This is a genomic window from Paenibacillus beijingensis, from assembly GCF_000961095.1.
GTDB lineage: Bacteria > Bacillota > Bacilli > Paenibacillales > Paenibacillaceae > Paenibacillus_O > Paenibacillus_O beijingensis.
The window spans coordinates 681,015-702,500 of the sequence record NZ_CP011058.1; the positions used below are offsets into that span (position 1 = coordinate 681,015).

Genomic DNA, 21,486 nt, shown 5'->3' on the forward strand with positions numbered 1-21,486 from the left:
TTAAAACTCTCCCTTCTCGTACTTGGCAAGTTTGCTTTTCAGTTCTTCGATTTCTTTGCGCAGCGCTTTTTTCTCCAGATCGTCCATCATCGCGTCGAGATCGGAAGCTTCTTGTTTCGGTTTCCACTGCTCGCTGCCCGGCTGCGGCGGATTGGCGTATGGTCCGCCTTTATATGAGCCGTAGCCGCCGGAAGTACCTTCATTGCGATATGGATCGCGTCCCGCATCATAGCGGTCGTTATAGTTGCCGTAGCCTCCCCCGAAGCCGGGAGGAAATCCGTTCGGACCGTATCCGTGGGGCGGATAATACGGTTCTTTCGGGATGACAAGCGCGGCCAGAATGTAGATCAAAATGATCGCGCCGCTGGTGAACACCGCCACCACGATGAATAATATCCGGAGCAAATTGGCATCGACATTCAGCATCTCCGCCAGACCGCCGCAGAGCCCGAACAGTTTTTTATTTCGTCTGGAACGATACAATTGCCTCATGGCTTAACGTCAGCCTCCTTTTTCAAGCTTTCTCTTCAATGCCTCAAGCTCGCGCTCCACAACGGAAGAGATTTGAGAGCCGGCCTCATTGAACAATTGCTGCCCCATCCGCCGCAAATCCCGCAAACTTTTGCTTTCCAGCTCCAAATCGCTGATCCGCTCTTCCAGTCTCCGGAACATGCCTTCGGGCTGCAAACCCGAGGCGCCTGTGCCATTCATGCCGCCGGCATACCGGGCGTTCATCCGCTGCTGAAGCCGCAGCGATTCCATCCGGGCCGCATAATACTCGCGCTTATCGTATACTTGCTGGTACTCCATGCGCAGCTCGCGCAAGTTGTCTTCCAGCTCGGAGATGCTTGCCCGGCTTTGCTCATACAGGTCACGGTACTGGATAGAGCGCTCCTCCGCGCTCGCTTTCTCATGGAGAGCGATTCTCGCGAGCTGCTCCTCGCCTGCCTTAAGCGCCGTCAGCGCTTGCTGCTCGCGTTTCTCCTTCTGCTGCTCCGCCTGCAGCCACTGCATTTTCAAATTGTTGCTGTGTGCGGAGTACTGCGCGTAAATCCGCTCCGCTTGTATAATTTCTTCCCGGGTTGACCATAGAAACTGGTCGATCAGCCGTACGGGATCTTCCGCTTTCTCCAATCGTTCATTTAATGTGGCGACCGTAATGTCGCGCACACGCCGCATAATGCTCACTTGCGTACCCTCCCTTGGTTCAAATGGTGCCGTATCTCGCTGCAGTTCCAATCTATTTTAGTAAGTACGGCGTTGTCCTTTAATTTTGGAAACACCCCATACGATCAATCCGACTGCGAGCAGAAGCATAATCAGTCCCGACAGTTTGGCAAGCAGCATGAGGGCACCGATTACCGCCAGCACGGTCCCGATTACTTTGCTGCCGTTTCTCCAGCCGACAACGCCAAGCCCGATCAGGATAACAGGGAAGAGCAGACCGAAGATCCAGCCGAAAAGATGCCCCAGACCGAGAAATTTCATCGCGATCAATGCACCTACGACAATTAACAATGCGCCAAATCCTGTATTACGATTCATAAATGATAGTCACCGCCTTTCTTGCATCTTGGTTAAGTATCGCTTGCTTATGTACTTATTGTAGGTGTTTTAGCCTTTCTTCAAAACGGACTTGCGGCGGTTTTGCAAACTGGACTCAGGTCGGGGACGATGCCCCGCCGGAGGCGGACGGCGTTTGCAGCGGCATCCGCGGCAACGAAACAAGGGGCAAAGCGTAAACGAACCGATCAAGGGACTAATCTTGGCCGGTTCGTTCGTTTTTACCACATAGGAAAGTTTAATTTCGATAAAGCATGAAGTCGAAATGAACTTTCCTATTGGCGAATAAACCTACATTTAAACGCGGTCGCACATCTTCGAAAGACCTCGATAAAGGTTTATCTCATCGCTCTGCACGAAGAGGGTATTTTTGAAAATCCTGCGTTCATACATCTTTTTTCTCTTTAGTTTTCGGCTGCGTGAAAATTCCTGCAAATATACATTTATTTCCGATCCAATCTCTCGTTCAGGCGATAAAAGCCGGGAATTCCTGTACCAGCGCAGGTTTTTCCTCCATACATGCGATTTCGAGCGATAATACCTGCACAATCGCAGGTTTAGCGAGGAAAGGACCTCCAACTCCGCTTTGCCAGCGGAACTGGAGGTCCTCTTGTGTCCTATTTTGGACTGGCTCATTCATGTGAACACTTATGAAACAGCCTCTTACAGGTAGTATTCAGTTGCTGGGCAGACTCTATAAGTGCCTCATAACAATCTTTCGAGACCGTTACACAACTCTGCTTAAAAAGTGTTCCAGGAAGCGGTCCGCGTCCACTTCCATGCATACGTCCATATTCGGCGGGTTCGCCGGTTTATCGCGCAGGTCGGCAACGGTTCGGGCCAGCGAGTGAATGCCGTGCAGGTCAACCTGCACGTGCATCGGGACCGTCTTGACAAAGCTCGGGTCAATCGCAACGCCGACCGCGAGCGGATCGTGCAGGCCGCAGCCGCCGACGCCCGGATACAGCTGGCTGTACGCCTTAATATAATACTCGGTCATATCCGCGAAAAAATGGCCGAGCTCGGTATCTTTATTCCGCCACAGCTGCAGCTTCTCGTACGGCAGCAGCGTCTGCATCGTGACGTCAAGCCCGACGAGCGTAATCGGGATGCCGGAGCGGAATACATATTCGGCCGCTTCCGGGTCCGCGTAGATGTTCGCTTCCGCTACCGGCGTCACATTCCCCCACCGTTTGACGGCTCCGCCCATCACAATAACATTTTCGACCAAGTGAACGATCTCGGGATCCTGCATAATGGCGAGCGCAAGATTGGTCATCGCGCCCACCGTTATGATCGTCACCTTGCCCGGATTCTTTCTGGCTTGTTCGATCATGAAATGCGGCGCATAGCCAGCCGCCGCTTCCCGCTTCGGCTCTCTCGCAAGCGCATTGCCGAGTCCGTCTTCGCCGTGAATGAACGTTTCTTTTTCTTTCTCGCGATGGCGGAACAAAGGCTTGTCCGCACCGGCGATGACGGGCACGTCGCTGTCATGATAGTCAAGGACCACCAGCGTATTGCGGGTTGCTTCCGCAACCGTTACGTTTCCGAAGCATGTGGTCACACCCAGGATTTGCAGCTCCGGAGAGCGGACCGCATAGGAAATGGCAAGAGCGTCGTCGATTCCGGTATCTACATCCAAAATAATCGGTTTCATCAGGTGTCCTCCGCTAACTGCTCAATACGTTCATAAAGTATTCCACAAACCGCTCACTGTCGACTTCCGTACAGAGGGAAGCGTTCGTCCGCTCGGGAGGCCTTCTGAAATCGGCGATCGTTGCCCCGTAGGACAATTCTCCCTTCGTCTCGATGCGTATATAAACCTCCTCCGTCTGCACAAGAGAAGGATCGACCGCAACCGCAACCGCCAGCGGATCATGAAGGGGAGATCCGTAAAAGCCGTCCTGCTTCAAATAAGCTTCAAAGTAATAAGACAGGATTCCCCCAATAAATTGCGGCCTGCGTGCGGATGCCGTGCCAGCTGCGAGCCGGTCCAAATGCGACTTGCCGATGATCGTTTTCATCGTTACATCGAGCCCGACCATCGTAATCGGCATGCCGGATTCGAACACGCGGTGGGCCGCCTCCGGATCGCTGTGTATGTTCGCTTCCACGACCGGAGTGACGTTCCCGGGAACCTTCACCGCTCCCCCCATCAGCACAAGACGCTTCACTTTGGAAGCGATCGACGGGTCTTTCGCAAGCGCGATGGCCAAATTCGTCAGCGGTCCGACAAAAACGAGCGTCAGCGCGTCCGGGTTCTCATTGACCTTGCGTACAATAAAGTCGGCGGCCTTCTCATCGAGCGGCTCCTGCTCCGGCCACGGCAGCTCGCAATTGCCGATGCCGTTGTCGCCGTGAATATGGACAACCGGACCGCCCCATTCGCCAAAGAGCGGGCCGGCGGCCCCCTTCGCGACCGGAACCTCGTACGGCGCATCTGCGAGCCCGATCACCTGCAGCGTGTTGCGGGTGGCCTGCTCCACACTCGTATTGCCGAACACGGTCGTAATTCCTTCGACGACGACATGTTCCGTTTTTAAAGCAAGCAGAATCGCAAGTGAATCATCAATTCCGGTATCGACATCAAGAATCATCCGGATGGCTTCCAACTTTCCACATCCCTTCCAACTACACCATTAAATCGAATCTTATCCCTTTTCGGCCCCGGCCGTCAATCCGTCCACGAGGAAACGCTGCATCAGGATGAACAAAACGGTGATCGGTACCGCGACGAGCACGCAGCCGGCGGCAAAGGTGGTGAACTCGGTCGAGAACGGGTCGGTGATCATATCGAACAGCCCGACGGCGAGCGTCTTCTTCTCCGGCGTGCGCAGCACGAGCTTGGCGAAAATAAAGTCGGTGAACGCGCCGGTAAACGTCATAAGCGACGTGAACACGATCAGCGGCGTCGACAGCGGCATAATGATCCGGAAGAAAATGGTCAGATGCCCCGCTCCGTCAATGCGCGCCGCCTCGACCAGGCTTTTCGGAATCGTGTCGAAGTAGCTCTTCGAGAACAGGAAAAACAGCGGCGCCCCGGCGGCATACACGATAATGATCGCCAAATGCGTATTGAGCAGGTTCATTTGGTTGAGCAAAATATAGATGGCGATCATGCTCATAAAGCCGGGAAAGAGACCGAGCACGAGCAGCAGGCTCATCAGATTTTTGCGGCCTGCAAAGCGGAACATCGAGAAGGCGTATCCGGTCAGCAGCGTCAGAACCGTGCCGATGATCATGCTGGCAACCGAAATTTTCAGCGTATTGACGTACCACCCGGCGAACAGATATTTGTCGAACAGATTCGTGTAGTGCTCCAGCGTCAAGGCGGACGGAATGATCGTATCGCTGTAGAGCGCGTCGCCGACGCGCAGCGAGGACATCGTCACCCACAGCGCAGGGTAAACGCAGAACACTCCGATAATCGCGAGCAGCACGTAACTGAACGACAGCCACAGCGTCGTTTTGGCTTTGCGGGTCATCATTAAGCATCCTCCTCTTTGAACGCTTTCGTACGGCGCACGTTCCAGATCGCGAAGACGGACAGCACGATAAAGATAAAGATTCCGATAACCGAAGCGAAGTTGTATTGCCCCTGCTCCATCGACAGCTTGAACAGCCACGTAATCAGAATGTCCGTGTCTCCCGCGAATTGGAAATCCCCGTTAACCGGTTTGCCGTTGGTCAGCAGGTAAACAATGTTGAAGTTGTTGATGTTGCCGACAAACTGCATAATGACGAGCGGAGCCATCGCATGCATGACCGACGGGAATGTGATCAGGGCAATTTTTTGGAAGGCGCTTGCGCCGTCGATGTCCGCCGCTTCGTACATATCTTTCGGGATCGTCGTCAAGATCCCGATAATCATCAGCATCGAAACCGGGAAGGTTAACCAGAAGTTCGCCAGCACGAGCGTAAATTTCGCCCACATCGGATCGGTCAGCCACGGCATCTTATCGAAGCCGAGCAGGCTCAAATATTGGTTGACCGGCCCGAACTGCCCGTTGAAGATGTTGCGCAGGATGAGCGTCGACACAAACATCGGGATCGCAAACGGCAAAATGAACAGCGTCCGCCAAAACGATTTGAACCGGATTCCTTTCTGCTGCACGAGCAGCGCAACGGCAAATCCGCCGAAATAACCGGTCAGCGTCGCCAGTACGGCCCAAACGAACGTCCACAAGGTGACGCTGTAGAAGGTGTGGCTCCACGCTTTAATACGGAAAATATCCCGGAACGTCTCGAAGCCGTGCCAATCGATCAAATGCGCCGGTGGCATGTTCTCCCGGGTGAAGTTCGTAAAGGCAACCAAAATCATAAAGACGATCGGCATAACCGTAAAGAAAAAGACGCCGATCATCGGAATCGTCAGCACGATATGCGGGAAGCGGTACGAAGCGACGAAGCTCAACGTCTGGCGGAACGTATTCGGCGTCCCGCCTTCTTCCCGCAGCTTGCCGGTATGGTAGGCGTCTTTAACGGCGATGACGTACAGCCAGACGAACACGATCATAATAAAGACGGTAATCAGGCCTTCGATAAGCAAAAAGATGGAATGGTCCCCCATCACCTGCTTGTACAATTTGCCGACCTTTCTCAGCTTCGTTTCTGTTTCCCCCAGCGTCACGATGCCCCAAAGCGCATGAGGCAACCGGGTAACGGCCGTATAGATCCCGAAGCCGTAAAAGGCGAGCATCAGTAGCCCTTTCATATATTGCCGGTTGTACAGTTGGCCCAGTCCCATCGCCAGCACCGACAGCAGGGCGGCTGTCCGGCTGTAACGTTTCGAATCGGGCGATCCGCTTCTCTCCATTGCGAGCTGCTGCATCACTCTCCACTCCTTTTCAATGAAATGCGATCACCCGCTTGGGTGATCGCCTGTTTATTGATGATTCGTCTTGTTGTTACTTCTGATTTTCAATGCTCGACTTCATGCCGGCCGCCGCTTTGTCGAGCGTCGTCTTGACATCGGCGCCTTCCCAAACCGCGGTGAATGCCGGATCCAGGTATTGACCGAAATATTTCATTTCAGGAAGATTGGACCACATGCGGCTGTTTGCCAGCTGTTTTTGGAAGCCCTGCGGAATCTCATCCGTACGGTTGTCGACTCCTTCGGCAGCCGGGAATTCGCCGGTAACCTCAACCGCTTTCGCCTGATTTTCCTTCGACGTAAGGAAGTTTGCGAACAGCTTCGCCGCGTTCGGGTATTTCGAATACGCGCTTACATAGTACGAGGTCGTTCCGGCGAGTGTGACCGGAGCTTTGTCTCCCGGCATAGGAGGCATCGGAATGACGGTTACGTTAAACGGAAGCTTGCTGAATTTCGCCATATTCCAGCTGCCGTCCATATTGATGGCAAGCTTGCCCGATTCAAACAGCCCCGTCTTGATGTCCACGTTCATATCGGAAAATTTAAGCGGCAAAATTTCTTTCAGCGACTGAATGAATTGCATTCCTTTTACCGCGCCTTCATTATTAATGCCGATATCTTTCGGATCGGTTTCGTTGTTGCCGAATACGTAACCGCCGTAACCTGCCAGATAGCTGAAGAGGAAGAAGGAACCCGTGTCAAACATGTAAGCGTATTTGTTGTTCTTTTCGTCATTGAATTTCTTCGCGAAAGTAATAATATCGTCCCATGTATCCAGTTTGACGTCCTTTACGAGATCTTTGTTGACATATAACGCGTACGTATAGACGGAGCGTGGATAACCGTACAGAACGCCTTCAAATGTCGACGCATCGATAGCATCCTTGCGGGTAATGCTCTTTGTTTCTTCTTCAAAGTAGTCGTTCGGCAGTACAAGGCCGGAGCCCACGGCTCCTCCAAGAAAATCGTTCGTCATCCCGAACACGTCGGCGCCCATGCCGGCCGGGCCGTCCGTCGCCAAACGTGCCGGGCTGTCCCAGAAAGTAACGTCTTCCGTCGTGACTTTGATGTTGTACTTCTGTTCAAATTCTTTTGCCGCATTTTCGGTAAAGTCGTCCTTGATCGTCCATAACTTCAGTTCCGCTCCCGGTTCCGGCTTCAGCTCCTCGTTTGCCGCCGCTTCGTTTTGCTGGCCGGTTCCATTGGTTGCTTCATTGCCTGTATTCGCGGAGTTCGTTTTGCCGCCGCAAGCGGCCAGAGTGAACGTCATGACAGCGGAAAGTGCGAGCAGACCCAGTTTCTTTTTCATCGATTCTTTACCCCTTTGTTCGATAATATGGATTGAATATGGATTGCAAAATCGTATTGGTGCTGCATTCTGGCTGTATGAGCGGCTGTCGATACACAGAAATTCAGCCTTTGACGGTCATGCAACTCCCCCTTACGATAATTTCATGCGGAAGAAGTTTTACTTCCGGAACGTAATCTTCTTTTTCCCGGATTTGCTTAAGCAGCATTTGCGCCGCCTGAACCCCGAGTTCATAGACCGGCTGGCGGACCGTCGTAATGCCGGGGCGGTATGCTTTCGCAATCGGTATATCGTCGAATCCCATCACCGAAATGTCTTCCGGCACCCGCAGTCCGCTGTCATCCGCCGCCCGAATGGCTCCAATTGCGACCATGTCGCTTACGCAGCAGATGGCCGTAGGCCTGTCCTCCTGCCTGAACAGCTTCATCCCGCTCTCATAGCCGGACTCAATATCGTAATCCTGTTCATAAATCAGCTTCTCATCATACTCAATTCCGTAATCGGCCAGCGCCTGCTTATATCCTGCCAGCCGCCTTACAATCTGAACGTACACCCTGGGCCCGCCGAAAAAAGCGATTTTTCGATGTCCCAGTTGAATCAGATACCGGGTTGCATCGTACGTAGCCTGGTAATCATCAATATTGATGCATGAGAACCGGCCCTCTTGATCGGTATGGCTGGCAAAAACAACCGGAACGGCATGATTCTCGAAAAATTGGATTTGCTTCGGTTTGGGAGCCGAAGTCAACAGCACGACGCCATCCACATACTTTTCTTTCAACAGTTTTAAATAATGAAGCTCCACATCCAGATCGCGGTTCGTATTGCAGAGCAGCGTCGTATAATTATGCTTGAACAGCTCCTCTTCAATCGCTTGCACAAAAATCGAAATAAACATATTTTCGATACCGGGAATGAGAACGCCGATCAGTCTGCTTTCCTTCATAATGAGCGTGCGTGCGACAGGGTTTGGATTAAAACCAAGCTCCTCCACGACTTCCAGCACTCGTTCCCGCACGGCCTTGCTGACCGGCTTGCTTTGGTTAAGTACGCGCGAAACGGTGGCGATCGATACATTTGCCTTCAAAGCCACATCTTTTATCGTAATATCCATTCCCACACTTCCTCTTCCATCATTAGGAAAACCTTTTCCGCCATCGAAAAACTGCTATAATTACCCAATGTGTGTGAGTCGATACGTATAAGCCGCAAATGAATCGTTATGGAAAAGCCAGGAGTGAAATCGTTACGTGTATATCCGATGTTGTTCCGTTTACTAATATTAGGAAAACCTTTTCCCAACCAGTGAAAAAAAATGTGCCTGCCTGCCGCTTCCTCAACGTCTCAACGGTTCTTAATTAACTGTTCTGATCATACTATCGCGATGTTTCGATGTCAATATAGTTGACATCATTTTTTTTTATAAGGCTATGTTAAACTCAACTGTTGATATTTGCAGTTTACGAACATTTGTTCTATAATTAGGTTGATCATATAGTTTGGAGCTGATTACTGTATGATACGCCCCTTCAGCGGACACCCTCTAGCAAGGAGTATGAAAACACATTGTCGAATAAGTGACAGAAAATATTGGAGTAATTGAGAATGATCATTCTTGACTATCAGCTGTTCGAAATATTGAAGGGGAGTGTTCCTTGATGACAAATAGTAGTATGAATCCTAAAGTTGATGAGTTTTTAAGTAAGGCTAGAAAGTGGAAGGAAGAATATGAGAAGTTGAGAAATATCGTTCTTGACTGTGAGCTGACCGAAGAATTTAAGTGGATGCATCCTTGTTACACGTTTCAGAATAAAAACATAGTCTTAATACATGGGTTTAAAGAATACTGTGCGCTTCTGTTTCACAAAGGCGCCTTGTTAAAAGATGCCCATGGTATCCTAATCCAACAAACGGAGAATGTACAGGCGGCGCGCCAGATTCGGTTCACCGATGTTCGAGAAATAGTTGAGATGGAAACCATCTTGAAAGCCTATATTCATGAAGCCATTGAAGTTGAAAAAGCCGGTTTGGAAGTGAGTTTTAAAAAGACTACAGAATTCATAATTCCTGAAGAATTTCAAAATAAACTCAATGAAATACCTACCTTGAAAACTGCTTTTGAAGCATTGACGCCGGGACGGCAAAGAGCATACATTCTTTATTTTTCTGAACCCAAACAATCCAAAACTCGAGAGTCAAGGGTTGAAAAATGCATACAGCAAATTTTGGGTGGTAAGGGATTAAATGATTAGTATATTCGATGAGCAGAGCAATGGTAAATCCCCGCCGGTTTGCTGGGCAAGCGCACGGATATAAGCGAACTTCTCCGTATCGCCGTCGCCGTAACGGTCAACGTTTGCGGATTCGTTCTGTCCCAAAAAACTAACATCATTAGTATTCCCTCGGAAGCGGGCCTCCCTTCCGGCTGCCGCACCCGGCAGCCGGTTGAAATAGCGGGTTTCATCATCGTTGTTGCGGCTTTGTTCATCTCATGCTTTTTTGTCCGTTAATCGAACGAATGCCTGCCAGAAATGTGTCGATAAGAACGCGAAAGCTTTCGTTCAGATCAAGCGGCATATTAAATCCTCCCTGTTGTTCGATCGACGCGAAGCCGTGCAGCAAGCTTCGGAGGCCCCTTATAATATGAATCGCTGTATCCTTATCCAAATCATAAGCATCCAGCACACGAATAATTATTTCAACGACTTCTCCAGCTGCACGCCGATGATTTTCGTCGTTCGATTCAAGAAATCGATGGGTAACCTCGTATAAACCGGGATGCCTGCGTACAAACTCAATATAAGCCTCTGCAATTGCTTTTACCGCATCATCCCCGGATTTTCCGATCGCGGCCCGAGTCATCGAGTCTCTCATTTGGCTCAATCCGTAAGTAACAAGCTTATTACGCAAACCGGGCAATCCTTCCACGTGATTGTACAAAGAAGGGGAACGAATGCCCAGCTTTTGAGCCAACGTTGCGAGACTTAACTCTTCGACTCCTTTCGTGTCGGCCAATTCGGCAGCAGCCATCAACACGGTCAACAGGTCTAATCCGGCTCTTGCCATGATGTCATCTCCTTTAAACGACTTGCTTCTTCTTTTGCAAATTTTTTTCGGCATTTTGAATGGCTTGATCTATGATGGCGGCCGGAGACTCGATCATCCTGCCGTGTCCTGTCGCCAGCAGCGAGGGACTCAGCTCTCTTAATTTGCGGGCGCTTTCCAGTGCCAGCTCTTTGTTCCAAGTCGCCATCGCGGGGAAAGGAAACAGCGGCTTCAGCTGGCCGGTAACGGCCACGCCTCCGCGCGTTTGAAAAGCGTCTCCGGCAATTAACGCCCCGTTGCGCGTATCGAAGAAAGCCATCGAGCCCGGCGTATGTCCGGGTACGGACAGGGCAAGCAGCGAGCCGATCTGCTCACCGTCCCGGAGCAAGACATCGGGCTTTGTTTTTACTTTCGTCGGCACACCTCCGCGGATAGGCGTCTGCGGTTCACCAGGTTGTAAAGTGCGTTCACCAGCAAGCAGAATGGAGTCCCGGAACGAAATATAAACTTTGACTGCGGGAAGCTCCTGCTTCAACCGATCAAGCGATCCGACATGATCGTCATGGGCATGGGTCAGAACGATGCGCGTAATCGGCTTCCCGATCTTCTGCGCCGCATCAATGATGGAGCTCGCGCTTGAAGGCAGAGCTGCATCTATCAATGTTAATCCTTCAACTTCTTCGACGAAATAACAATTTACCGGGAATACATTGGGCAAAAATGCGAGCTGCGATACTGTCAAATGTTTCGTTATTTTCATGGCAGCGGCCTCCCTTAATTATTATACACCTGTACCGAAAAAATCGGTTACCAGCGAAAGGATTAGCAACAGCGCCATAACGCCGCTCGCGATCCAGACCTTCGTTTTATTTCCGATATTGCCGCTTCTCCGCTGCAAGGAACGGGCATACATGACAAATCCGATAACAAGGATCAACAATTCGGCAATGACGCTTGCAAACGGCCATTTCCACATTCCCAGCCCGAGTAACGGCAAATCAAAAGCATTTCCGGGAAAAATGGGCAGATCGGCGCGATGAACGAGCAAATCGAGAATCCAATGGCTGAACACAACGGAGGAGATCACCCAAGCACCTTGCTTGCCCCAGGCCAAGCTTGCGGCAAGTCCGGCAAGAACTGCGATCAGCAGCGCCCCGACCAAGGAATGAGTATAATCGGCATGGATGATCGCATTGCCATATCCTCCTCCCGCGATCGTTTCAATCGGTTCGATTCCTTTGATAAAAAGTGGAACAAATGCAATGTCGAGCAGCTGCGTACTCGTCATGATGGCCCAAAGCGGTACTTTAGGAGCTTTCGCTTTGACTGCGGCCGCAAGTCCGAAATGTCCTGCAAACATGTTAACGCACTTCCTTTCCCGGTTTAATAGAAGCATCCAGCCATCCGCATACGACGACAAACAGTAAAACAAAAATGATAAAGTTCATGCTGTATTCCTCCCAATTGCTTAACTAATAATCTTAGTTTTATTATAACTAATGTTATTAGTTTGTCAACGACTTTTTGTGTTCATCAAATTTAGGATCAAATTTTGGATCAAAGCTAAACACTGTTTACAATTAATTTTTTTAAAATTTTCTCCAGCATGGTTTGACATTCTAAATATCCGGTTACAATTGAACAGGTTTGCACCGGATGATAAGCGATGTCATGGAATGCATGTCATGGAATGCATGTCATGGAATGCATGTCATGATTCTCCGGAAAAGATACCTTCATCCAATCTGAAAAGGAGCGTTTGACGATGTCCGATTTCGTAAAGCTCGAACCAGAAGCTCAAAAATTTGTAGAGGCTACAGCCAATCCGCCGTATTTATTTGATCTCGGCCCCGAGAAAGGCCGTGCAGCGGTCGATGAAGCGCAATCCGGCGAAATCGAGAAGCCCGCTGTCGACGTGGAAGACCGAATCGTCGAAGGCGGTCCAAGCGGCCGGGTATCCGTGAAGATTATTCGCCCGAAGAACGCGCCTGCGGTATTACCGGTGATCATTTATACCCACGGAGCGGGCTGGGTGTTCGGCAACGCCCATACGCATGACCGGCTCGTTCGCGAATTGGCGGAAGGTGCTCAGTCCGCTGTTGTATTCCCTAATTACAGCCTGTCTCCGGAAGCAAAATATCCTACGGCCATCGAGGAAGTTTATGCCGTACTTGAATGGGTTGCGGAGCATGGGCGCGAATACGGATTGAATGCAGAGCGCCTGACGATGGCGGGCGACAGCGTCGGGGGCAATATGACGGCAGCCGTTACGTTAATGGCCAAAGAGCGCAAAGGCCCACAAATTCAAAAGCAGCTGCTGTTCTATCCCGTAACGGATGCCTCTTTTGATACGGAGTCGTACCGCCTGTTCGCGGAAGGCTATTTCCTTCGCCGCGACGCAATGATGTGGTTTTGGGATCAGTACACAACCGATCCGAAGCAACGCGCGGAAGTTACCGCCTCTCCTCTGCGCGCAACGACAGATCAGCTGCGCGACCTGCCGCAAGCGCTTGTCATTACGGCAGAAGCCGACGTGCTTCGCGATGAGGGCGAAGCCTATGCGAATAACCTCCGTGAAGCAGGAGTACGGGTAACGGCAGCACGCTTCCAGGGAATCATTCACGACTTCGTAATGTTGAACGATCTGGCTCACACAGCGGCGGCACGCGGTGCGTTGGCGCTTGCGATCTCGTGGCTGCGTCATTCATAATCATCGGCAAACGGTCAAGCATGAGTGAAGAAAGAAGCAGGTAATATACCGTAACAACAAGCGAACCGGCCAAGGTTAGCCCTTGACCGGTTTCGTTTGTTGTATTAGAGCTGTAGAAGGCTGGCTTGGCTTAGGTTGCAAATATGCCTTAAGAGGCAGCCCTGCGGTAAGCGGGTCAGATTATGACGTTACCCCGTAAATCTCATACAGCTGGTCAAGCAGCAGGGTTGCCGCTTTAATACCGCCCGCAGTGTTCCAAATCGCATCATCCACTTTGTAGACATGACCTTCTTTGACGGCCCCCAGGTTTTTCCACAGCGCATCGCCCGTCCATTCCTGTTCGGTCTCGCTCCCTTTGCCATCGCCCGTATCGTACGTGAAATAGAACAGGCGGTCGGCATCCGCTTCCGGCAGCCGTTCCTTCGTAATTTCATCGACAAACGTATCTTTGGCGTTCTTGGTCATCTCCGTACGGGCAAGACCGATTTGACCAAAAATAATTCCCGAGAATGTATTCGTGTGATAAACACGCGTTTTGCCGGCCATGAAACGAACGACGGAGACTGTCTCTTTCACTTTGTCGCCGGCTTTCGTCTTGAAATCTTCAATCCGTTTGTCGAACGCCGCCAGCAGCTCCCCGCCTTCGGCCGATTTGCCGAGCGCTTCCGCATACAGTTTAAAGTTGTTCTTCCAATTACCGCGCAAATCTTCGGACATAACGGTCGGAGCGATCGCTTTCAGCTGCTCGTATACTTTTTCCTGACGCATTTTGTTGCCGATGATAAGGTCCGGCTTCAAGCCGGCGATCAGCTCCAGGTTCGGCTGGCTTTCTTCGCCGACAACGGTAACGCCTTCCATATCTTGTTTAATATGATCGTACCAAGGGTCGCCTGTCCATGATTTAACCGCGCCTGCCGGTTTCACACCGAGCGCCAAGACAGCTTCGGTTCCTTCATTCGTCAGCACCACTACTCTCTGCGGCGTTCCTTTGATTTCCGTCTCCCCCATAGCATGCTTTACAACGCGAGCCTGTCCGTCATTGTTTGTGGCAGCTGCCGCGTCTTCTGCCGGCTTGGAATTCGTCTGCTCCGCATTATTGGAACCTGCTTTGCTTCCGCATCCCGCTAGAGCAAGTGCCGCGATTATAGTCATTATAATCAGCAAAGCCGCACGGCTGCGTTTTGTCGTTACCCATTTTGCCATCATCTGTTCTTCCCCCTGAAAATGAGTTGGATTTCGTTTATATGATAATGATAATCAATTACAATAAAAAACTATAAATTGATCTTTCTGTTTTGTCAACTTTAAAATTGAGAATGATTATCAAATTCGTTGACAGCCGATCTTACTTCCTCTAAAATTCAAACTACGTATGTCTAAACGATTCGTTTTCTATAAAGATAAAATATTGAAAGAATGTGGTATTGATGAAAATTGCGGGGCTCGTCGTTTCGCTGTTCGCGCTGGCCGCCGCCATCCTATGCAGCATCGCTTTCGGCGTAACGGATATTCCGCTCCGGGTCGTTTGGGATTCGTTCACTCATCCGAATGCGAGTAATGAGCATTTGATTATTCGTACAACCCGGGTGCCGCGCGCGCTCATCGCTGCCTCCGCAGGCGCCGCTCTGGCCGTTGCCGGTGCGGTGATGCAGGTCATGACCCGCAATCCGATCGCTTCTCCGAGCACGCTTGGCGTTAACTCCGGCGCCGCTTTTTTTGTTATTTTGGCAGCGGGATGGCTTGGCGTGTCCGGGCTGCATTCATTGACATGGGCGGCAATGATCGGTGCAGCGGTCAGCGGGGCCATTGTTTTTCTGCTTGGCAGTATCGGAAGAGACGGCATGTCACCGGTTAAAATTACGCTGGCTGGAGCCTCAATGGCCGCTTTTTTTTACTCGTTGACCCAAGGATTGATGCTCTCCGACGGCAAAATGTTCGACCAAGTGCTTGTATGGCTGGTCGGATCGGTCGCAGGACGCGACATGAACCAGCTTAGTTTCGCATGGCCGTATTTGGGTACAGGAATGCTACTTGCGCTGCTGCTTTCAAGGCATTTGAATGTACTGGCTATGGGCGAGGATATTGCGCAGGGACTCGGCCAGCGCACCGCCCATATTAAAATTTTGGCGGCTGCGGCGGTCATTCTGCTCGCTGGAAGTTCGGTCGCGGTGGCAGGCCCGATCGCTTTTGTCGGCATCATTATCCCCCATGTAGTGCGCTATGCGGTCGGTAACGATTACCGCTGGATTTTGCCGTTCAGCGCGGTACTTGGCGGGATACTGCTCGTTACGGCCGATTTAGGCTCCCGCTACATCGCAATGCCGAAGGAAGTGCCTGTCGGTGTGATGACCGCGATTATCGGCGTACCGTTCTTCGTATACATCGCCAGGAAAGGCAGACGAACTTAAATATGGGCAAATATAGAAACATTCGATCTAAACGGTATCAATTTTCCTTTTTAGTGGAGCAAAGAGCTGTCTGGACGACGGTCTTATTATTGCTGCTTTGTATCGCCGTTATGATCGTCAGTACCGGTATCGGCAGTCAATATATTTCCCCTCTTGCCGTGCTTAAAGCGCTGTTCGGGAAAGCTGATCCGCTGCAGCAGGTGATCGTGGAAAAGCTGCGCCTGCCGCGGATCGTCATTGCGGTCCTTGTCGGCGCATCGCTCGCTGCAGCCGGCGCCATTGTACAGAGCATCATTCGAAACCCGCTCGCTTCGCCCGATGTGACGGGAATTACGGAAGGCGCCTCGTTCGGCGCCGTGTTGTTTATTTTTCTGTTCACGGATACCATATCCGTATTTTGGCTTCCGCTGGCCGCCATCTGCGGGGCATTCGCCGTCACGGCATTGCTGTACGTGCTCGCCTGGAAACGGGGGATATCCCCATTGCGGCTCGTTCTGATCGGAATCGGCGTTTCGGCGGCTGTAAAGTCCGTTTCGTATATGTTCATTATTTCCGGACCGCTGCAGCTGGCCGACCGATCGCTCACCTTTATGACCGGAAGCATTTACGGTTCATCATGGGACAAAGATGTGCTGACGCTGCTCCCTTGGACGGCCGTGCTGCTCCTTATTACGTGGCTGCATACCCGCAACGTCAACATTCAGGCGCTTGGCGACGATGTCGCAAGCAGCGCCGGTTCCCCCGTGCAGAAGCATCGGCTGCTGCTGCTTTCGCTCAGCGTGGCCCTAGCCGGCGCAGCCGTTGCAATCGGCGGGGCGATCAGCTTTATCGGGCTAATGGCGCCGCATATGGCGCGCAGGCTTGTAGGTTCGTCCTTTGGCAGCCTGCTGCCGGTAAGCGCTCTGATCGGCGCGCTTATTTTGTTGCTGGCGGATTTGACGGCACGAACCGCTTTTTTGCCCCGAGATGTGCCGGCCGGCGTATTTACCGCGGCTATCGGTGCTCCATTTTTCATGTATTTGCTGTACCGGAACCGAAACCGATTCTAGATCAGGAGGCTGACGCGATCATGAGTACGCTGGAGGCACGAGGGTTAGGCTTGTCCTACGGAGACACCTTTATTTTCAAAGACTTGAACCTGACGATACCGGAAGGAAAAATAACCGTGTTTATCGGAAGCAACGGCTGCGGCAAATCGACGCTGCTGCGCTCTATGGCGAGGCTGATGAAACCTCAGCACGGATCGGTCGTACTAAGCGGCGGCGATATCGCAAGCATGTCAACAAAAGAAGTGGCCCGCAAGCTGGCCATTCTCCCTCAAGGCCCGACGGCGCCGGAAGGGCTGACGGTGCTGCAGTTAGTTAAGCAGGGGAGATATCCGTATCAGAGCTGGTTAAAGCAATGGTCCGCTGAAGATGAAGAAGCTGTCAGCTCGGCGCTGGAGGCGACAGGGCTCAGCGATCTGGCGGAGCGTGCCGTCGATTCGCTATCCGGCGGCCAGCGGCAGCGCGCTTGGATTGCGATGACGCTGGCGCAGCAGACGCCGGTCATTTTGCTGGATGAGCCGACCACCTACTTGGATTTGACGCATCAGATTGAAGTGCTTGATCTACTCTACGAAATGAACGACCGCGAGCGGCGCACGATCGTCATGGTTCTCCACGATCTAAACCTTGCCTGCCGGTATGCAGATCACATTGTTGCGATACGGCAAGGCAAAATTCAAGCTCAAGGCCGGCCGGATGAGGTTGTGACTACCGAGCTCATTGAGGCCGTCTTCCAGCTCAAATGCGAAATTATCGCCGATCCGCTGTACGGAACTCCGCTTTGTATTCCGCACGATAAAAGCCGGCTGCGCGCCGCTCGGGCCGCGCATCAATCGGCGGCGGGAATATCCCGCTAAAAGGGGTAAGTGGCAAGGGTGCAAGCCCAGACTACAAAGCTGTACAACGTTTATGAAGAAAGATGTTCTTAAGTCCCGGCAATATAGGAGCCTCTCCATATTGCCGGGATTTTATGCTTAAGCAGCCGAAAGTTCACACCATATCGGAGATGACATTCGGAGTGACAGCGCCCAGCAGCTTGGAAGCGGAAGCTTGATCATAAGCGAATAAATTTCATAGTTCACTAGAACGCAAAAACGCTGATTGAACAAATGTTCAATCAGCGTTTATCATTTTCCATCGTTATAAAAAATGGTGCCGGTGAGAGGACTCGAACCTCCACGGTTTCCCTCACGATTTTGAGTCGCGCGCGTCTGCCATTCCGCCACACCGGCAATTGAGTGGCGTGCCCTAAGAGATTCGAACTCCTGACCTTTTGATTCGTAGTCAAACGCTCTATCCAGCTGAGCTAAGGGCACATATGAAGTTGATATGGAGGCGCCACCCAGACTCGAACTGGGGGTAAAGCTTTTGCAGAGCTCTGCCTTACCACTTGGCTATGGCGCCGTATTAAGATGGAGCGGAAGACGGGAATCGAACCCGCGACCCTCGCCTTGGCAAGGCGATGCTCTACCGCTGAGCCACTTCCGCATATAAATGGCTGGGGATCTAGGGATCGAACCTAGGAATGACGGAGTCAAAGTCCGTTGCCTTACCGCTTGGCTAATCCCCAACAGGGTTAAATATGGGGCGATCGAGGGGAATCGAACCCCCGAATCTCGGAGCCACAATCCGATGCGTTAACCACTTCGCCACGACCGCCATATTAAAGTTTGATTGGCAGGGGCAGCAGGAATTGAACCCACACTAACGGTTTTGGAGACCGCTGTTCTACCTTTAAACTATGCCCCTATAATAACTGGTGGAGGATGATGGATTCGAACCACCGAACTCGTCAGAGAACAGATTTACAGTCTGCTGCGTTTGGCCACTTCGCTAATCCTCCAAGGGTGGTGCCGTCGAGAGGACTTGAACCCCCAACCTACTGATTACAAGTCAGTTGCTCTACCAATTGAGCTACAACGGCATGTGCATGTAAATGGTGGCTCGGGACGGAATCGAACCGCCGACACGAGGATTTTCAGTCCTCTGCTCTACCAACTGAGCTACCGAGCCCTATAATTTCATAGGTGGCGGAGCTGACGGGATTCGAACCCGCGGTCTCCTGCGTGACAGGCAGGCATGTTAGGCCTCTACACCACAGCTCCACATTATTGTTCCCGGTGATCTCGAAAGGTAAAGTTGGTTGCGGGGGCAGGATTTGAACCTGCGGCCTTCGGGTTATGAGCCCGACGAGCTACCGGACTGCTCCACCCCGCGATAACATCATGGTGGACGCTGACGGGATCGAACCGCCGACCCTCTGCTTGTAAGGCAGATGCTCTCCCAGCTGAGCTAAGCGTCCGTATTGAAACGACTTTTATACTATACCTTAAATGCCTATCCTTTTTCAAGCCTTTTGTAACATTTAGTATAAATGGTGACCCGTAGGGGATTCGAACCCCTGTTACCTCCGTGAAAGGGAGGTGTCTTAACCCCTTGACCAACGGGCCGCAATTAGATGGCGGAGAGCGAGGGATTCGAACCCTCGATACGCGGTTAACGTATACACGATTTCCAATCGTGCTCCTTCGACCACTCGGACAGCTCTCCATATGGCTCCCCGAACAGGACTCGAACCTGTGACAACTCGATTAACAGTCGAGTGCTCTACCAACTGAGCTATCAGGGAACATCAGTATGAAATTCAAGGTTTACACCTTGAAAACTAGATGCGAAAGATTGCTTGTGTTTCCTTAGCTGAATCATATGCCTTGCGGTTTTCCTCACTCGGAAAACCCATTAGGATAAGCCCTCGACCGATTAGTATTCGTCAGCTGCACACGTTGCCGCGCTTCCACCTCGAACCTATCAACCTGGTCGTCTTCCAGGGGTCTTACATACTGGGAAATCTCATCTTGAGGGGGGCTTCACGCTTAGATGCTTTCAGCGCTTATCCCGTCCGTACTTGGCTACCCAGCGGTGCTCCTGGCGGAACAACTGGTACACCAGCGGTACGTCCATCCCGGTCCTCTCGTACTAAGGACAGCTCCTCTCAAATTTCCTACGCCCACGACAGATAGGGACCGAACTGTCTCACGACGTTCTGAACCCAGCTCGCGTACCGCTTTAATGGGCGAACAGCCCAACCCTTGGGACCTACTTCAGCCCCAGGATGCGATGAGCCGACATCGAGGTGCCAAACCTCCCCGTCGATGTGGACTCTTGGGGGAGATAAGCCTGTTATCCCCAGGGTAGCTTTTATCCGTTGAGCGATGGCCCTTCCATTCGGTACCACCGGATCACTAAGCCCGACTTTCGTCCCTGCTCGACTTGTAGGTCTCGCAGTCAAGCTCCCTTATGCCTTTGCACTCTGCGAATGATTTCCAACCATTCTGAGGGAACCTTGGGGCGCCTCCGTTACATTTTAGGAGGCGACCGCCCCAGTCAAACTGCCCGCCTGACACGGTCCCCCTACCGGTTTCACGGTAGCGGGTTAGAACTCAAGTACGATCAGGGTGGTATCCCAACGGCGCCTCCACCGAAGCTGGCGCTCCGGCTTCTTAGGCTCCCACCTATCCTGTACAGATCGTACCCAAGTCCAATATCAAGCTGCAGTAAAGCTCCATGGGGTCTTTCCGTCTTGTCGCGGGTAACCTGCATCTTCACAGGTATTAAAATTTCACCGGATCTCTCGTTGAGACAGCGCCCAAGTCGTTACGCCATTCGTGCGGGTCAGAATTTACCTGACAAGGAATTTCGCTACCTTAGGACCGTTATAGTTACGGCCGCCGTTTACTGGGGCTTCGGTTCACAGCTTCGGATTGCTCCTAACCGCTCCCCTTAACCTTCCAGCACCGGGCAGGCGTCAGCCCGTATACTTCGCCTTACGGCTTCGCACAGACCTGTGTTTTTGCTAAACAGTCGCTTGGGCCTTTTCACTGCGGCCCCCTCGGGCTATTCACCCTACCGAGGCACCCCTTCTCCCGAAGTTACGGGGTCATTTTGCCGAGTTCCTTAACGAGAGTTACTCCGCGCGCCTTAGCATGCTCTGCTCGCCTACCTGTGTCGGTTTGCGGTACGGGCACCTTCTCCTGGCTAGAGGCTTTTCTCGGCAGCCGGAGCACATGACCTTCGGTACTGTAATTTTCCCTCCCCATCACAGCCCAGCTTTAACGGTTGACGGATTTTACCTATCAACCAGCCTCACTGCTTGGACGAGCTATTCCATCAGCTCGCGTCACTACCCTTCTGCGTCACCCCATCGCTCATAGCGGATTACGGTGGTACAGGAATATCAACCTGTTGTCCTTCGACTACGCCTTTCGGCCTCGCCTTAGGTCCCGACTTACCCTGAGAGGACGAGCCTTCCTCAGGAACCCTTAGGCTTTCGGCGGATGGGATTCTCACCCATCTTTTCGTTACTCATACCGGCATTCTCACTTGAATGCAGTCCACCAGTCCTTCCGGTCTGACTTCAACCCGCATTCAACGCTCCCCTACCCAAGTACCAAATGGTACATGCCATAGCTTCGGTGGTGTGTTTAGCCCCGTTACATTTTCGGCGCAGAGTCACTCGACCAGTGAGCTATTAC

The 21,486-nt window shown here is 51.8% G+C and carries 18 protein-coding genes, 16 tRNA genes and 1 rRNA gene (1 of these 35 cut by a window edge); 5 read left to right on the plus strand and 30 right to left on the minus strand.

What is annotated here, in order from left to right:
• The 9 genes from VN24_RS03185 to VN24_RS03225 all read right to left on the minus strand — a co-directional run bounded on the left by VN24_RS03185 (position 1) and on the right by VN24_RS03225 (position 8,859).
• The gene (locus VN24_RS03185) at positions 1-492 is read right to left on the minus strand and encodes a PspC domain-containing protein (protein WP_045669252.1); all 492 of its coding nucleotides are present in this window, start codon (positions 490-492) and stop codon (positions 1-3) included.
• Positions 493-501: 9 nt separating this feature from the next.
• Positions 502-1,188, minus strand: coding sequence for a PspA/IM30 family protein (locus VN24_RS03190; RefSeq protein ID WP_045669253.1), 687 nt, complete (start codon positions 1,186-1,188; stop codon positions 502-504).
• Positions 1,189-1,245: 57 nt separating this feature from the next.
• Positions 1,246-1,545: a LiaF transmembrane domain-containing protein gene (locus VN24_RS03195; protein WP_045669254.1), complete on the minus strand. Its 300-nt coding sequence runs from the start codon at positions 1,543-1,545 to the stop codon at positions 1,246-1,248.
• A gap of 745 nt (positions 1,546-2,290) precedes the next feature.
• Positions 2,291-3,220 carry a nucleoside hydrolase gene (locus VN24_RS03200; protein WP_045669255.1) on the minus strand — a complete coding sequence of 310 codons (930 nt, stop codon included), beginning with the start codon at positions 3,218-3,220 and terminating at the stop codon, positions 2,291-2,293.
• A 13-nt stretch (positions 3,221-3,233) separates the two neighbouring features.
• On the minus strand, positions 3,234-4,175 hold the full coding sequence (locus VN24_RS03205; RefSeq protein ID WP_238590815.1) for a nucleoside hydrolase: 942 nt from the start codon (positions 4,173-4,175) through the stop codon (positions 3,234-3,236).
• A gap of 39 nt (positions 4,176-4,214) precedes the next feature.
• On the minus strand, positions 4,215-5,051 hold the full coding sequence (locus VN24_RS03210; RefSeq protein WP_420798595.1) for a sugar ABC transporter permease: 837 nt from the start codon (positions 5,049-5,051) through the stop codon (positions 4,215-4,217).
• The gene (locus VN24_RS03215) at positions 5,051-6,394 is read right to left on the minus strand and encodes a carbohydrate ABC transporter permease (protein ID WP_082083595.1); all 1,344 of its coding nucleotides are present in this window, start codon (positions 6,392-6,394) and stop codon (positions 5,051-5,053) included. The genes VN24_RS03210 and VN24_RS03215 overlap by 1 nt, the downstream gene beginning before the upstream one ends.
• Before the next feature lie 76 nt (positions 6,395-6,470).
• Positions 6,471-7,745, minus strand: coding sequence for a sugar ABC transporter substrate-binding protein (locus tag VN24_RS03220; RefSeq protein WP_045669256.1), 1,275 nt, complete (start codon positions 7,743-7,745; stop codon positions 6,471-6,473).
• A gap of 103 nt (positions 7,746-7,848) precedes the next feature.
• Complete coding sequence (locus VN24_RS03225) at positions 7,849-8,859, minus strand: LacI family DNA-binding transcriptional regulator (protein ID WP_045669257.1); 1,011 nt, start codon at positions 8,857-8,859, stop codon at positions 7,849-7,851.
• A 544-nt stretch (positions 8,860-9,403) separates the two neighbouring features.
• Here VN24_RS03225 and VN24_RS03230 point away from each other — a divergent pair.
• On the plus strand, positions 9,404-9,997 hold the full coding sequence (locus VN24_RS03230) for a YdeI/OmpD-associated family protein (protein WP_045669258.1): 594 nt from the start codon (positions 9,404-9,406) through the stop codon (positions 9,995-9,997).
• Between the two features lie 232 nt (positions 9,998-10,229).
• On the opposite strand, the gene VN24_RS03235 is transcribed toward VN24_RS03230, so the two are convergent.
• From VN24_RS03235 to VN24_RS03245, 3 genes are read right to left on the minus strand one after another with little or no spacing between them, the layout of a single operon-like run.
• On the minus strand, positions 10,230-10,811 hold the full coding sequence (locus tag VN24_RS03235; RefSeq protein ID WP_045669259.1) for a TetR/AcrR family transcriptional regulator: 582 nt from the start codon (positions 10,809-10,811) through the stop codon (positions 10,230-10,232).
• 13 nt (positions 10,812-10,824) lie between these two features.
• Complete coding sequence (locus tag VN24_RS03240) at positions 10,825-11,550, minus strand: MBL fold metallo-hydrolase (RefSeq protein ID WP_045669260.1); 726 nt, start codon at positions 11,548-11,550, stop codon at positions 10,825-10,827.
• Positions 11,551-11,571: 21 nt separating this feature from the next.
• Positions 11,572-12,150, minus strand: coding sequence for a hypothetical protein (locus tag VN24_RS03245; RefSeq protein WP_045669261.1), 579 nt, complete (start codon positions 12,148-12,150; stop codon positions 11,572-11,574).
• 405 nt (positions 12,151-12,555) lie between these two features.
• Between VN24_RS03245 and VN24_RS03250 the strand changes: the two genes are divergently transcribed.
• Positions 12,556-13,500: an alpha/beta hydrolase gene (locus tag VN24_RS03250; RefSeq protein WP_045669262.1), complete on the plus strand. Its 945-nt coding sequence runs from the start codon at positions 12,556-12,558 to the stop codon at positions 13,498-13,500.
• Between the two features lie 180 nt (positions 13,501-13,680).
• On the opposite strand, the gene VN24_RS03255 is transcribed toward VN24_RS03250, so the two are convergent.
• Complete coding sequence (locus VN24_RS03255; protein WP_420798596.1) at positions 13,681-14,706, minus strand: ABC transporter substrate-binding protein; 1,026 nt, start codon at positions 14,704-14,706, stop codon at positions 13,681-13,683.
• A 221-nt stretch (positions 14,707-14,927) separates the two neighbouring features.
• Between VN24_RS03255 and VN24_RS03260 the strand changes: the two genes are divergently transcribed.
• From VN24_RS03260 to VN24_RS03270, 3 genes are read left to right on the plus strand one after another with little or no spacing between them, the layout of a single operon-like run.
• On the plus strand, positions 14,928-15,908 hold the full coding sequence (locus VN24_RS03260) for a FecCD family ABC transporter permease (RefSeq protein ID WP_045669263.1): 981 nt from the start codon (positions 14,928-14,930) through the stop codon (positions 15,906-15,908).
• Positions 15,909-15,910: 2 nt separating this feature from the next.
• Complete coding sequence (locus tag VN24_RS03265) at positions 15,911-16,957, plus strand: FecCD family ABC transporter permease (protein ID WP_045669264.1); 1,047 nt, start codon at positions 15,911-15,913, stop codon at positions 16,955-16,957.
• Between the two features lie 20 nt (positions 16,958-16,977).
• On the plus strand, positions 16,978-17,811 hold the full coding sequence (locus VN24_RS03270) for an ABC transporter ATP-binding protein (protein ID WP_045669265.1): 834 nt from the start codon (positions 16,978-16,980) through the stop codon (positions 17,809-17,811).
• Positions 17,812-18,104: 293 nt separating this feature from the next.
• On the opposite strand, the gene VN24_RS03275 is transcribed toward VN24_RS03270, so the two are convergent.
• The 17 genes from VN24_RS03275 to VN24_RS03355 form a co-directional block, all read right to left on the minus strand.
• Positions 18,105-18,186: transfer RNA gene (locus VN24_RS03275), tRNA-Leu, on the minus strand.
• 7 nt (positions 18,187-18,193) lie between these two features.
• Positions 18,194-18,270, minus strand: a tRNA-Arg gene (locus tag VN24_RS03280).
• A 14-nt stretch (positions 18,271-18,284) separates the two neighbouring features.
• Positions 18,285-18,358 (minus strand) — tRNA-Cys (locus VN24_RS03285).
• A 9-nt stretch (positions 18,359-18,367) separates the two neighbouring features.
• Positions 18,368-18,442 (minus strand) — tRNA-Gly (locus VN24_RS03290).
• Between the two features lie 7 nt (positions 18,443-18,449).
• Positions 18,450-18,524: transfer RNA gene (locus VN24_RS03295), tRNA-Gln, on the minus strand.
• A gap of 13 nt (positions 18,525-18,537) precedes the next feature.
• Positions 18,538-18,613: transfer RNA gene (locus VN24_RS03300), tRNA-His, on the minus strand.
• Positions 18,614-18,629: 16 nt separating this feature from the next.
• A tRNA-Trp gene (locus tag VN24_RS03305) sits at positions 18,630-18,703 on the minus strand.
• An 8-nt stretch (positions 18,704-18,711) separates the two neighbouring features.
• A tRNA-Tyr gene (locus tag VN24_RS03310) sits at positions 18,712-18,797 on the minus strand.
• Between the two features lie 5 nt (positions 18,798-18,802).
• Positions 18,803-18,878, minus strand: a tRNA-Thr gene (locus VN24_RS03315).
• 13 nt (positions 18,879-18,891) lie between these two features.
• A tRNA-Phe gene (locus VN24_RS03320) sits at positions 18,892-18,967 on the minus strand.
• A 15-nt stretch (positions 18,968-18,982) separates the two neighbouring features.
• Positions 18,983-19,059, minus strand: a tRNA-Asp gene (locus tag VN24_RS03325).
• A 35-nt stretch (positions 19,060-19,094) separates the two neighbouring features.
• Positions 19,095-19,171 (minus strand) — tRNA-Met (locus tag VN24_RS03330).
• Positions 19,172-19,180: 9 nt separating this feature from the next.
• Positions 19,181-19,256 (minus strand) — tRNA-Val (locus tag VN24_RS03335).
• A gap of 73 nt (positions 19,257-19,329) precedes the next feature.
• Positions 19,330-19,404: transfer RNA gene (locus VN24_RS03340), tRNA-Glu, on the minus strand.
• 9 nt (positions 19,405-19,413) lie between these two features.
• Positions 19,414-19,504 (minus strand) — tRNA-Ser (locus tag VN24_RS03345).
• Positions 19,505-19,507: 3 nt separating this feature from the next.
• Positions 19,508-19,583, minus strand: a tRNA-Asn gene (locus tag VN24_RS03350).
• A gap of 111 nt (positions 19,584-19,694) precedes the next feature.
• Positions 19,695-21,486, minus strand: a 23S ribosomal RNA gene (locus VN24_RS03355); it runs 1,141 nt beyond the window's last position.